10 protein-coding genes are annotated in these 14285 nt (G+C 40.3%); 6 read left to right on the forward strand and 4 right to left on the reverse strand.

Annotated features, from left to right (window positions below):
• The 3 genes from QNK26_RS08220 to QNK26_RS08230 form a co-directional block, all read right to left on the reverse strand.
• Positions 1 to 697: alpha/beta hydrolase (locus tag QNK26_RS08220; protein ID WP_319222133.1), on the reverse strand; the 697-nt coding region annotated here is incomplete at its 3' end.
• 6 nt (positions 698 to 703) lie between these two features.
• Positions 704 to 1408, reverse strand: coding sequence for a tRNA (adenosine(37)-N6)-threonylcarbamoyltransferase complex dimerization subunit type 1 TsaB (gene tsaB / locus QNK26_RS08225; protein ID WP_319222134.1), 705 nt, complete (start codon positions 1406 to 1408; stop codon positions 704 to 706).
• Between the two features lie 12 nt (positions 1409 to 1420).
• On the reverse strand, positions 1421 to 3331 hold the full coding sequence (locus QNK26_RS08230) for an ATP-dependent DNA helicase (RefSeq protein ID WP_319222135.1): 1911 nt from the start codon (positions 3329 to 3331) through the stop codon (positions 1421 to 1423).
• Positions 3332 to 3671: 340 nt separating this feature from the next.
• Between QNK26_RS08230 and QNK26_RS08235 the strand changes: the two genes are divergently transcribed.
• The 5 genes from QNK26_RS08235 to QNK26_RS08255 all read left to right on the forward strand — a co-directional run bounded on the left by QNK26_RS08235 (position 3672) and on the right by QNK26_RS08255 (position 11867).
• Positions 3672 to 4775, forward strand: a complete 1104-nt coding sequence (locus QNK26_RS08235) for a phosphoribosylaminoimidazolesuccinocarboxamide synthase (RefSeq protein ID WP_319222136.1) — start codon at positions 3672 to 3674, stop codon at positions 4773 to 4775.
• 331 nt (positions 4776 to 5106) lie between these two features.
• A complete protein-coding gene (gene hypB, locus QNK26_RS08240) occupies positions 5107 to 5781 on the forward strand; it encodes a hydrogenase nickel incorporation protein HypB (protein ID WP_319222138.1) in 675 nt (224 codons plus the stop codon).
• Positions 5782 to 5804: 23 nt separating this feature from the next.
• Positions 5805 to 8489: an FAD-dependent oxidoreductase gene (locus QNK26_RS08245; protein ID WP_319222140.1), complete on the forward strand. Its 2685-nt coding sequence runs from the start codon at positions 5805 to 5807 to the stop codon at positions 8487 to 8489.
• A gap of 89 nt (positions 8490 to 8578) precedes the next feature.
• Complete coding sequence (locus tag QNK26_RS08250; RefSeq protein ID WP_319222141.1) at positions 8579 to 8920, forward strand: hydrogenase maturation nickel metallochaperone HypA; 342 nt, start codon at positions 8579 to 8581, stop codon at positions 8918 to 8920.
• Between the two features lie 256 nt (positions 8921 to 9176).
• A complete protein-coding gene (locus QNK26_RS08255) occupies positions 9177 to 11867 on the forward strand; it encodes an FAD-dependent oxidoreductase (protein WP_319222143.1) in 2691 nt (896 codons plus the stop codon).
• Between the two features lie 192 nt (positions 11868 to 12059).
• On the opposite strand, the gene QNK26_RS08260 is transcribed toward QNK26_RS08255, so the two are convergent.
• Positions 12060 to 13676, reverse strand: a complete 1617-nt coding sequence (locus QNK26_RS08260) for an NAD(P)/FAD-dependent oxidoreductase (RefSeq protein ID WP_319222145.1) — start codon at positions 13674 to 13676, stop codon at positions 12060 to 12062.
• 223 nt (positions 13677 to 13899) lie between these two features.
• Between QNK26_RS08260 and fdxA the strand changes: the two genes are divergently transcribed.
• Positions 13900 to 14223 carry a ferredoxin FdxA gene (gene fdxA / locus QNK26_RS08265; protein ID WP_319222146.1) on the forward strand — a complete coding sequence of 108 codons (324 nt, stop codon included), beginning with the start codon at positions 13900 to 13902 and terminating at the stop codon, positions 14221 to 14223.
• Positions 14224 to 14285 lie beyond the last annotated feature (62 nt).

Raw genomic sequence — 14285 nt, forward strand, 5'->3', positions numbered from 1 at the left:
AGCATCTCATTGATATAGATGATAAAATATCAATGACTTGCGGCTCTGTCAACCGAACCAAAGAACGTAATTTTAATTTAGGATCCGAGCACCAACTCATCCCACTTTCATTAACCGTTAGATTTCTGCTACAAATCAACCTTGCATTTATTTCATTTAAATCGGAAACAAAACAACGTGCTTTAACAACTTTGTCTAACGTCAGAGTATTATTTGCCCTACTCGTACTTTGGTTGTAATTATCACGACTTATTATACCTTGACGTAATTGGCTCACAGTTTGGTCTGGTTCTGCTGAAATAGCCCCCAAGCCTTCAATCAACACAATTTGATTAACTAACTCAGGGAATGTTGCAGCGAAAATAGAACTGATCATCGCGCCCATTGAGTGACCGATAATAGTAACGGGCCCCCACTGCTGCGTTGTAATTATTTGATATAAATCTTCGACCCATTCAATAAAATTGTAATGTCCCACTTTATGATCTGAATGACCATGACCAGGTAAATCAATTGCAATTAACTGAAAAGGCAATGAGCCATCTGCTAACTCATTTTTTAACATCTCAGCAAGAGGCACAAAACTAGCCGCATTATCTAGCCAACCATGAACAGCTAACAACACAGGTTGAGACTTATCGCCCCACTGCAAACCAGCAATAATGCTACCATTGACCTCTATACTAAAGTTATTCATTAGAAATTACTCTCTACCTGGTAGTTTCTTCCAAGTAACTGTGTCTCTCACATAAACAGGCATCGCATCTTCTGGAGCCACGGCGTTACCTTTTATAAGTTCTGCCGCTGCAATGACTAACATATCTTGTGCACATGGGAACTGTATACCTTCGCATGCAGTCAATTGTGCGACGTTTAAGCCAGCCAGTTTCTCTGAGTATGTCGCCCAGCCAGTACCAAGAGTATAAAACGCTTGTTCCGGTTTGTTAAAGTTGGCCAATAAATTATCAGGCGTGACCACGATTTCTTTATCAACCAATGTCATTACACCTGCATCATTAAGCTGGTATTGAGCAAAGTATATTTCAGCCATGCGCGCATCAATTGCGGGTAATACATCCGTTACATTATGTAAACGGTGTGCGCCTTGAGCCATTGCGGCTAATGTAGAGATCGGTAACATGGGTAAATCAGCACCAAATGCCAAACCTTGAGCTATACCAGTACCGATACGCACACCAGTAAAGCTACCAGGGCCACGGCCAAATGCCAGTGCATCTAAATCAGTTAATTTAATGCCCGCTTCTGACAACAAGCTATCAACCATAGGTAATATACGTTTGGTATGCTCACGTGGGCTTTCAAACTCTCTAAATATCACATTCCCGTTAATCATTAACGCGGCTGAACAATTCTCTGTTGATGTATCTAATGCTAAAATAGTACTCATAATATTCACTTTCTAGTTGTTAGTTTTTTTGATAAAAGACAATACGCCATTTAAATCTCTCGTTCTCGGCATATCGGGTAAACTATTGATAAATGTAGCGCCATATCCACGAGATACAATACGGGTATCACAGATAATAACACAACCCGTATCTTTGACATCTCGGATTAAACGCCCCACCCCTTGCTTTAAGTTAATTACCGCTTTAGGTATTTGTAGTGTAGAAAATGGATCTTCACCTTTACGTTGGCAATCTTCAATCCGAGCCTGTAAAAGTGGATCATCGGGTGATGCAAACGGTAGTTTATCAATGATCACACAGCTTAATGTTTGCCCACGAACATCAATACCTTCCCAGAATGAATACGTACCAATAAGCAGAGCATTACCATGCTGGATAAATTGGTCTAACAAGACTTGTTTGTTATCTTGTCCTTGAATCAAAATAGGCATACTAAGCTGTTGTTGTAGTAACGTTGACACTTGTCTGATCATATAATGGCTTGTGCACAAGAAAAAGCATCGACCTTTGTTGGCAATAATAATCGGCACTAATTTTTCGACCAGGATACGCGCAATTTTGGGATCATTAGGCTCTGGTATATTACGTGGCACACACAACATAGCTTGGTTTTGATAATCAAAAGGGCTGGCGAGAATAAGTTCTTCTGCATCAACCAGCCCCATCTGTTGACGGTAATGTGAAAAGCAATGATCAACAGCTAATGTCGCAGAGGTAAATACCCATGCCGATTTACTCTTTTTTTGTTCTGCACTAAACCGCTCCGCAATATTAAGGGGCGTTATATTTAAAGTAAAGTTGCGCTTCGTACATTCATACCAATAACTCTCGCCGGTATTATTTACCGCCATTATTTGTTGAAAAGTAGCTTTAATCTCAACTACGCGCTCAAAACACTGATCGACCAGTTCCGTTCTACCAAGATTGAGCTTAAGCACTTCATAGATAAAATCGAGCTGGTCTTGAAAACGTATAATTGTCTTCATCACAGCTTGTTGCGTAAACAAATGACGCCAATTCCCACGTCCAGACTCCATCGAAAAGCTCAACCTTAAATCTTGTGTAGCATTAGCTAGACCATTTGCGGCTTTGGTTACTTGAATTGAATCTTTAAGATCTGTTCGGCCTAAATACTGCACGTCTTTACATAATGCTTGAATTTGTTTACTCGCGATGCTTTTACCAAAGTATTCTGAAGCTATATCAGGGACTTGGTGCGCCTCGTCAAAAACGACCACATCCGCATCAGGTAATAAGCGCCCAAAACCAGAGTCTTTAACATTTAAATCAGCAAAGTATAAATGATGATTGACCACAACAATGTCAGCATCTAGCGCTTTTCTACGCGCTTTAACTAAAAAACAATCTTCATAGTCTGGGCAGTCTCGACCTAAACAATTCTCATTAGTTGATGTGACTAAGGGTAGGATCTCAGAATCGTCTTTCAAGCCCGGTACTGAACTCATATCACCACTGATTGTAATATTCGACCAACCCTTCACTTTTACATAATCACTTAATATGGTCTGGCTTTGATACTGAGTTTCTCTGCCTAAACGCGTTAAACGGTCGGAACACAAGTAATTATTACGACCTTTAAGCAGCGCTGTTTTAGCTTTGCTTTTTAATGCATCGATAATAAAAGGTAAATCACGATTAAATAATTGTTCTTGCAGATTTTTACTGCCGGTACTGATTATCGTTGTTTTATCATTGACGAGAGCTGGAATAAGGTAAGCGAACGTTTTACCAGTCCCTGTTTCAGCTTCAACGATTAAATTACCCTTGTTTGCGATCACTGAGTTGATAGCTTTGGCCATATCAATTTGTGGTTGACGTGCAGTATAGCCATCGATGACTTCGGCTAATGCGCCACCAGATAAAAAATATTTCTCTATCACAAACAAGTTCCAAATCGATTATTAGACAGCATTTAATACCATCACTCATGCTAATAATCAAATTGATGTTGTATAAAGCTAAATTGATGGTTATTTTTCAACCCTATTAAAAAATTACTTTCAGTTATTGATTGATCTTTTTAACAAAAAATTATCAGTAATAGTGGAATCACGCCTGACTTCTGCTAAAATCGCCTCAAATCGACAGCAACATCCGAATCTAGCTAAATTAGTCCAAAGTAACTTGGAAGAGCCTTCAGGGAAAATACAAAGAAACTCTCCCAAGTTACTTAGGTATAAGTTTTATTTAAACGATTAAACTCAATAAGGATAGTTAACAATGAGTCTTGCTGATAAAGTATTAGCTGTAAACAATGATTTACCAATCCGTACAGATAAACCTGTGCACAGTGGTAAAGTTCGTTCTGTTTACTGGCTAACTGAAGCCGATAGTCGTCGTCTAATTGAAGAAAAAGGTTATGACGTAGCGGCAGATGCGCCACTTGCGATTATGGTTATTAGTGATCGTATTTCTGCTTTTGATTGCATCTGGCATGGTGAAGGCGGCATGCGTGGTGTACCTGGGAAAGGTGCTGCGTTAAACGCAATTTCAAACCATTGGTTCAAATCGTTCCGTGACAACGGCTTAGCTGATAGCCATATTCTTGATATCCCTCATCCATTCATTTGGATCGTGCAAAAAGCCAAACCAGTAATGATTGAAGCGATTTGCCGCCAATACATCACAGGTTCAATGTGGCGAGCTTATAGTCAAGGTGAACGTAACTTCTGTGGCATCGAGCTACCAGAAGGGTTAACCAAAGACCAAAAACTACCAGAATTGCTAATCACACCGTCGACTAAAGGCATTTTAGAAGGCATTCCAGGTGTACCCGCTGTTGATGATGTTAACATTACCCGTGAAAACATTTCTGACAACTACCAAGCATTCAACTTCAAATCACTTGACGATATTACTTATTACGAAAAACTATTAAAAGAAGGTTTTGATGTAATTAGTGACGCACTTGCGGGTGTTGACCAAATGTTTGTCGATACTAAATTCGAGTTTGGCTATGTAACAGACAGCAAAGGCCAAGACAAACTAATCTATATGGATGAAGTTGGTACGCCTGACTCATCACGTATTTGGGATGGTCCAGCATTCCGTGAAGGTAATGTAGTTGAGAACTCTAAAGAAGGTTTCCGCCAGTTGTTACTTAACTACTTCCCTGAACCAGACATCTTACTTAATAAAAACAGAATGGATGAGCGTTTAGCACTTGCTGAACATAACGCATTACCGACGTCTGTATTAATGTCTATTTCAGAAACCTACCTTAATATCGCTGAGAAGATTACCGGTAAGAAGATCACCTTATCAGATAATCCTAAGGCGGAGATCATTGAGATCTTACGTAACGATTATAATCTTATTGGTTAATAGAACTGCGCATTAGAATGCATCGCTATTAAATCAAAGACTTTTAACTGTTCCAAAGCCGTTCGCTTAAAGTGAGCGGCTTTTTTATTCTTATCCATCCAAAATCATTCAGTACACATTAGTTCACGTCTCTAAATTATAAACAATAAGCCATTAAATCTTAAGATAATTATTCCTTAAGTATGATCAACATCTAATATTAGAGCATTTACTCGGTAAACAGCGATTACTCACTAGTAGGTAGTGACTGTCGAGCGTAGAATGGTGTCAATTCTTTAAATTATTGTTGGGTAATACTTATTCCTACCCACATGACAGACAGGTGAAATTAATGGAAAACTTTAAAATTATAGAAATAAAAGAAGGTGTGTTTGCAAATAATAATAAACAAGCAGATGCGTTGAGAGCGGAATTAAAACTGAAAAAAAACTTACTGATAAACCTAATGTCATCACCGGGCTCAGGTAAGACAACAACGCTTGTTGCGACTATCAACAAGCTTAAAAGTGAGCTTAATATTGGTGTCATGGAAGCAGATATTGACTCTGATGTCGATGCCCACACCATAGCTAAAACTGGCGCTAAAGTTATTCAGTTACACACAGGTGGTATGTGCCATCTTGACGCAGAAATGACTATGCAAGGGCTGCAAGGGCTTGATGCTGAAGGATTAGATTTAACGATCCTAGAAAATGTCGGTAACTTGGTCTGCCCTGCAGAGTTTGATACTGGCGCTGCCAAAAATGTAATGATCCTAAGTGTGCCTGAAGGCGATGATAAGCCGCTTAAATACCCATTAATGTTCTCTATTTGCGATGTACTTTTGATTAATAAAATGGATGCGATGGGTTTCTTTGATTTCAACTTAGAAGCGGCGATAGAACGTGTTAAAAAATTAAACCCGAATATTAAAGTGTTCCCTATCTCAGCAAAGACTGGCGAAGGAATGGAAGATTGGACCAACTGGCTTCGCAGCGAAGTACGCGACTGGAAAGAACAACAATAACATTTTAGTTTTGGAGCAATGTAATGGGAAAAGAAAAAGTACTAGATCTGGCTAACAAGATCAGTCGAGTTAAACGTGGTTCAAGAGCAGGTATTACCTTTGATGATCCTGAATATAAAATTTATAGCCCTTGGATGTCTGAAGATGTAGCTGAGGTAACACTTTGTCTTAAACTGCGTGAAAAAATGAGCGCAGCTGAGGTTTCTGCGATTTGCGGCAGACCAGAAGAAGAAGTAAGCAAGCTGTTATGGGAATCCGCTGTAGGCGGTGCTGCTTTTATCAACAATGTTGATGGTGTGGACATGTACTGGGTTGACATCTGGGTACCTGGCCATATGGAAATGGTTGTTAATAACAAAGAACTCATTCAAAAGTACCCTGAACTCGGTGCTGCTTTTGATGCGTTCGGTAAGAAAAAAGGACCTCTCGCAGCGGGTAATATCCCCGTTGGTTCCGGCCCGATGCGTGTAATACCTATCGAAACATCAATTGATGGTGAAACAAAAAATGCATCATATGAAGAAGTATCTAAATATTTGAATGACAACGAAGTATTTTCACTTTCTGATTGCGCATGCCGAACCTCAAGAGAGGCGATGGATGAAGGTTGCGGTCATTTAAAAGAAGATATCTGTATTCAGATGGGCCATGCTGCTGAATATTATATTCGCACTGGGCGCGGTAAAGAGATTACCCGTGATGAAGCAATCGGCGTGATCAAAAAAGCCGAAGATAATGGCTTAATGCACAGTATTCCTAACTTAGATGGTTCGGGTAAAACACACGCGATTTGTAACTGTTGTGGTTGTGGTTGTTTTGCGATGAGACTTGCTGAGCAGTGGCAAAACCCAGATATGGTTCGCTCTAACTATACGGTTAAGATTGATAAAGAAAAATGTGTCGCTTGCGGTGAGTGTGTCGAAGTCTGCCCTACTAATGCGATTAAACTGGGACAAAAACTTTGCTCTCTTAATCCTGTACCAGAAAAAGAACGCGAGCTTCCGCACAATACAGAATGGGGTGAAGATAAATTTAACCCTGATTACCGTGAAAATAAACAAGTTGTTGTTGAAGGCGGAACGGCACCTTGCAAAGCAGGTTGTCCAGCGCATATTGGTGTTCAAGGTTATATAAAACTGGCGTCACAAGGTCAATACACCGAAGCATTAAAACTAATTAAAATGGAAAACCCATTCCCAGCTGTATGTGGTCGTATCTGTCCTAAATTCTGTGAAGATGACTGTACACGCTGTGATATCGATGGTGCCGTTGCAGTTGATGATATTAAAAAATTCATTGCGCAGCAGGACATGAATGCAGAAACACGTTACATCCCTGAAATTAAGTACGATCACGATAAGAAAATCGCCATTATCGGTGGTGGTCCAGCTGGTCTATCTTGTGCTTATTACTTAGCAATCGAAGGATATAAAGTAACTGTATTTGAAAAGCAAACAGCCCTTGGTGGAATGTTAACACTGGGTATCCCTTCTTACCGTCTTGAAAAAGACGTGATTAATGCAGAAATCGATGTGTTAAGAGAAATGGGTGTTGAATTTAAAATGGGTGTTGAGATTGGTAAAGATATCTCACTCGCAGCGTTAAGAAAACAAGACTATCAAGCATTTTACATCGCAATTGGTGCTCAAGCAGGTCGTTCACTGGGTCTTGAAGGCGAAAATGCGCAAGGTGTGATAACCGGTGTTGAATTCTTACGTAGCGTTAACTTAGGTGAAAACACTGACGTTAAAGGTAATGTGATTGTCATTGGTGGTGGTAACGTAGCTATCGACGTCGCAAGAACTGCAACTCGAGTTGGTGCTGAACAAGTCGATATGTTCTGCCTTGAAAGCCGTGAAAATATGCCAGCTCACGCCGAAGAAGTGCAAGAAGCATTGGATGAAGATATTAACATTAACAATTCTTGGGGTCCAAAACGTATCGTCACGGAAAATAACCGCGTTGTTGGCGTTGAATTCAGAAAATGCATTTCTGTTTTAGACGAAAACGGTCGATTCAATCCAACTTATGACGAAAATAACACAAAGATTGTCAACGCTGACCATGTATTACTCTCGGTTGGCCAAGCAATGGATTGGGGCAATATACTTGAAAATAGTAATATTGCGTTAAACCCGAATCAAACAATACCAGCAGATAAAACAACCTATCAAACAGATGAACCCGATGTTTTTGCCGGTGGTGATGTCGTTACTGGTCCTCGATTTGCTATTGATGCAATTGCACACGGTAAAGAAGGCGCTGTTTCCATTCACCGTTATGTTCAAAATGGTCAAAGCTTAGTACTTGGTCGTATTCGACGTGATTATCGTGCTTTTGATAAAACTAATCTTAACTTAAGCGGTTTTGATGCATCACCAAGACAGACCGTTGCTCATGTAGATGGACAGAAATCAAAAACTACTTTTAACGATCTACGTGAAACATTCACTGAAGATCAGATCAAGTTAGAAACGGAACGCTGTCTAGGTTGTGGTTTGGCTGTTGCAGACGAGTTTATGTGTGTTGGTTGTGGTGCCTGTACAACTAAATGTAGATTCGATGCAATCTCCCTTGTTAGAACTAATAATGCCGAAGGTGTTGATCTTAAAGACGCTAAGAAAATTATTATCAAACACGCATTGAAACGTAAGGTTAGAGTGGCGATAAACAAACCGATCAAGAAAATCAAAGCATTGATCGGCTAGTACTAAAGCCAAATAAATACACCAATACGATAAGAATGGGGGCTATTCAACACCTCCATTCTTTAACCAGAAACTCAATGGAGGTTCTCTTGCATGAATTAGGCGTTGTCTTTGAGGTCGTTAAAACGGTAAAAAAAGCAGTAGAAAGTAATGGGGTAACAAGAGTCGACACAATCGTGCTACAAATTGGCGAGCTGTCATCGATGATACCCAAATATATTGAAGCTTGCTTTCCCGCTGCCGTCGACGGTACACCATTTGAAGACACAAAATTGAAAATCGAGATAATACCAGCCAACGCGATATGCAATGGCTGTAATAGCGTTTTTAATATCATTAAGCAGCACGCTGAATGTCCAGAATGCGAAAGTAAAGAATGGGGGTTATTAACAGGCAAAGAATTTGCAATAAAAGAAATTATCGCCTGCTAAAACGACCATAGAATTATTTGTTCAGTTCAGCCGCTTAAATCACAAACATTGGATCGTACTTTTAAATACGATCCAATCCTAATTTTCATCTCTGCGTCTGTAATTAACAAACAGTTTTCAAATACCGACTAACAGTATTGAATCTGGCACATCAACTCATACTTTCAATTAAGCATTCCAGACTCATGCTGTCGATCTTTAAAACGAAACAAAATTCAAAAATAATAATAAATATTTTAACTTTGGAGTTTATGTGATGATAAAAGAAAAAGTATTAGATCTGGCGAATATGATCAGTAAAACGAAACGCGGGGCAAAAGATCAAATTATGCCTGAACACCCCGAATATTTAGTGTTGGAGCCAGTCGTCACCGATGAAATGGCAGAAGTAGCACTGTGCCTTAAATTCCGTGAGGGAATGACAGTAGAAGAAGTTGCTCCGTTGTGTGGTAAATCGCCAGAAAAAACCAAAGAGCTGTTATGGGAACTCGCTATGGCCGGCGCCACCGTCGTCGGTGAACAAGAAGGTGTCGATAAATTCTGGTACGAGATCTGGGTGCCAGGACACATGGAAATGGTCGTCAACCATAAAGAGAACGCGATTAAATATCCGCAACTGGGTAAAGCATTTGATGATTACGGCAGAAAAAGGGCCCCGCTAGCCGTCGGTAATTTCCCTGTAGGTACAGGACCGATGCGTACCATACCCATTGAATCTTCGATTTCGGGGGAATCAAGACGTGTATCGAATGATGAAATTTCAAAATATTTAAACGATAACGATCGGTTCTCTGTATCAGATTGCTCTTGTCGTACTGCACGAGAAGCACAGAATGAAGGTTGTGGTCATCTTAAAGAAGATATGTGCATTCAATTAGGCAACGCCGCTGAATATTATATCCGAACGGGTCGTGGGCGTGAAATAGACCGTGCTGAAGCATTTGAAATCATCCAAAAAGCCGAAGACAACGGTCTAATGCATAACATGCCGAATGTTGATGGACCAGGACACACACACGCTATTTGTAACTGCTGCGGTTGCGGTTGTCTTGCATTAAGAAACGCGAATATGTGGAGCAACCATGATTTCGTGCGTTCTAACTTTACCGTTAAAATTGATGAAGAAAAGTGTGTGGCGTGTGGTGAATGTGTAGAGGTATGCCCTACTAACGCATTAAAACTAGGTCAGAAGTTATGTACTAACACCCCTATTCCAAAAGTTAAACGAGATCTACCGTACAACACCGAATGGACCGAGGATAGATGGAATACCGAGTATCGAACCAATAGAGAAGTTGTTGTAGATACGGGGTCAGCACCTTGCAAGTCAGGTTGCCCTGCGCATATCGGTGTTCAAGGTTATATCAAGCTGGCTTCTCAGGGTAAATATGCAGAAGCTTTACAACTAATTAAATTAGAAAACCCATTCCCGGCGGTGTGCGGTCGTATTTGTCCAAAATTCTGTGAGGATGATTGTACACGTTGTGATATTGACGGTGCTGTAGCCGTTGATGACATTAAGAAGTTTATCGCACAACAAGACATGAACGCTGAAACTCGTTATGTGCCAACGATCAAGAATGACTACGACATGAAAATTGCCGTTATCGGTGCAGGTCCAGCGGGTCTGTCTTGCGCTTACTATCTTGCAATACAAGGTTACAAAGTAACTGTTTTTGAAAAGCAAAAAACACTCGGCGGTATGTTAACACTCGGCATTCCCTCATACAGACTAGAAAAAGAGGTTATTAACGCAGAAATTGACGTCCTAAAGGAAATGGGGATTACATTTACCACAGGTATTGAAATTGGTAATGATCTCAGTCTTAGTGACCTTAGAACGCAAGGTTACAAGGCATTCTACATGGCCATTGGTGCTCAGGCTGGTCGCGCTATTGGACTCGAAGGTGAAGATGCCCTCGGTGTCGTCACTGGTGTCGAATTCTTGCGTAAGGTAAACCTTGGCGAACATAGCCAATTAGAAGGTAACGTGATTGTTATAGGTGGTGGTAATGTAGCCATTGACGTAGCAAGGACCGCTACTCGAGTTGGCGCGGCACAAGTTGATATGTACTGCCTTGAAGCAAGAGACAAGATGCCTGCGCACGTAGAAGAAGTTGAAGAAGCGTTAGACGAAGACATTAATATTAACAATGCCTGGGGACCCACACGCATTATTGTTGAACATGATCGTGTTGTGGGGGTAGAATTTAGAAAATGTATTTCGGTGTTAGATGAAAATGGCCGATTTAATCCAACCTATGACGAAAAAAATACTAGAATAGTGGCTGCTGACCATGTATTGATTTCAGTTGGTCAAGTGATCGATTGGGGTAATATTCTTACCAACAGTAGCGCTGAATTAAACCCTAACCAAACTATCCAAGCTGATGCAGATACTTATCAAACCGGTGAAGCTGATATTTTTACCGGTGGTGACGCACTCACGGGTCCTCGCTTTGCTATCGACGCGATTGCACAGGGTAAAGAAGGTTCAATCTCTATTCACCGTTTTGTTCAACGTGGTCAAAGTTTAGTATTAGGTCGTTTAAAACGTGATTACCGTGCATTTGATAAAGCAAATGTTAACCTGACCGGTTTTGACACCGCACCGAGACAAAGAACTGTACATGTCGATGGTAAAAAATCAAAAACAACCTTCAAAGATTTACGCGAAACATTCACCGATGAGCAAGTGAAGAAAGAGTCTGAACGCTGCCTAGGCTGTGGTGTGGTTATTGCGGATGAATACATGTGTATTGGTTGTGGCGCTTGTACAACCAAATGTAAATTTGATGCGATATCACTAAGCCGCACCTACGATGCTAACGCGGTTGAGTTTAAAGATTTAAGATCAACTGTCATCAAGCATGCGTTAAAACGTAAGGTGAGAGTCGCGGTTAATAAACCCATCAAGAAGATTAAAGCCATTTTTGAAACAAGCTAATAAGCATTGTAAATTTAATGGTAAAGGTTCTATAGCTACGTTAACTATGGAACGGTATTGGTATAGTTAACACCTTGATTAGTGGTGAAATACTTACCATTATTATTCGGTTCCATTTAGCTGACATAAAAAAAACGCCGGATATTTTATATCCGGCGTTTTTAATGCAACCTAATTTACTTAACTTAGCGTTTATGCATCTTTATTCAAGATAGAAAGCGCGATCGCTTCTGCAACTTTGATACCGTCGATACCAGCAGATAAAATGCCACCAGCATAACCCGCACCTTCACCAGCTGGGTATAAACCTTTCGTACTGATACTTTGGTAGTCACGACCACGTTTAATGCTTACAGGCGATGATGTACGCGTTTCAACACCCGTTAATGTTGCATCTTTCGCAGAAAAACCTTTAATTTTCTTTTCAAAAGCCGGAATTGCTTCACGGATAGCAGCAATAGCAAAAGGTGGAAGCGTCTTACTCAAATCTGTAAATTTAAGACCTGGTTTGTATGACGGAACTACATCACCAAACTCACCTTCGCCACGGCCATTAAGGAAGTCGCCAACAGTTTGCCCCGGTGCATCATAGTTGCTACCACCGATAACGAATGCATTTTGTTCCCACTTACGTTGTAAGTCGATACCTGCTAACGGGTTACCTGGGTAATCTTCTGGTGTAATGCCAACAACGATAGCGCTGTTTGCATTCATTTCATTACGTGAGTATTGGCTCATGCCGTTAGTTACAAGGCAGCCTTCTTCAGATGTTGCCGCAACAACAGTACCGCCAGGGCACATACAGAAACTATATACTGAACGGCCATTTTTACAATGATGAACAAGTTTGTAATCCGCAGCACCTAGCAGTGGATTACCCGCATTTTTACCAAAACGCGCATCATCAATCGCTTTTTGTTTATGTTCGATACGGAAACCGATTGAGAAAGGCTTTGCTTCTAAGTAAACACCACGTTTTTGCAGCATTTCGAATGTATCACGCGCACTATGGCCAATGCCTAATGAAACATGATTAGTTTCAATAATTTCGCCACCAGCAAGTTGAACACCAGTTACTTGATCATTTTCAATTAAAATATCATCAACACGTGCACTAAAACGAATTTCACCACCGAGTTCGATGATGTCTTTACGCATCGTCTCAATCATAGTAACCAATTTAAACGTACCAATATGCGGTTTGCTTAAGTACATGATTTCTGCCGGTGCACCAGCTTTAACAAATTCAGTTAAAATCTTACGAGCATGGAATTTTGGATCTTTAACTTGGCTATACAGTTTACCGTCTGAGAATGTACCTGCGCCCCCTTCACCAAATTGAACATTTGATTCTGGATTTAATATACGCTTACGCCAAAAACCAAATGTATCTTTAGTTCTTTCACGCACTTCTTTACCACGTTCTAGTACAATTGGCTTTAATCCCATTTGAGCAAGGATCAACGCGGTAAATAAACCACATGGACCAAAACCAATGACAACAGGACGTTGTTCTATTTCTTCGGTCTTCTCTGCCACAAATTTGTATGCCATATCAGGCGTAATGCGAACATGCTGATCTTTGTCAAATTTAGCTAAAAGCGCTTGCTCATCAACACTATCGGCTAACGTAACATCTAATGTGTACATCAAAATAATTACATCACGTTTACGTGCATCATAACCACGGCGAAAAACAGTATATTCAGTCAATTGCTCAGGTTTAAGTGACAAGCGTTCTAAAATATATGCATTAATTGCTTGATCATCATGATCAAGTGGTAGTTTTACATCGGTTAAACGTAACATAGAAAATTATCCAATTATCAAAATGCTAAGCGCCGTTAGAGCACTAGCAAGTAAACTAAAATCTTAGGGCGGGCATTTTACGTCATTATGATGAAATATGCATTTTATTATTTAAAACTAGCTTGTTTTTCAATCCTCTTTGGCTGTCTTAATCGGATGTTAATTGCATTTAAGGTGTGCTTACGTATAATGCCTGCACTTTGAAATGTGAGGAACAGACATCATGGCTTTTGTCGTAACCGAAAACTGTATTAAATGTAAACATGGTGATTGCGTTCCAGTGTGCCCTGCTGACGCATTTCATGAAGGACCTAACTTCTTAGTCATTAATCCTGAAGAATGTATTGATTGTGGACTTTGTGAACCAGAATGTCCTGTCAATGCGATCTACCAAGAAGATGAGGTGCCTGAAGACCAAATCGTATTTATAGAAATTAATGAAGAACTTTCGGCGAAATGGCCAGTGATCACTGAAAAATGTGAGCCACCAGCAGATGCCAATTCATGGGAAGGCGTAGAAAATAAACTATCTTTATTAGAGCGCTAACTATCCAAGCCTATGATTAAACAGTTGTAGTAAAGCGATCCTAAGTGATGAGTTCAATCCCC

This window comes from Moritella sp. (assembly GCF_033791185.1).
In the GTDB taxonomy this organism is placed as follows: domain Bacteria; phylum Pseudomonadota; class Gammaproteobacteria; order Enterobacterales; family Moritellaceae; genus Moritella.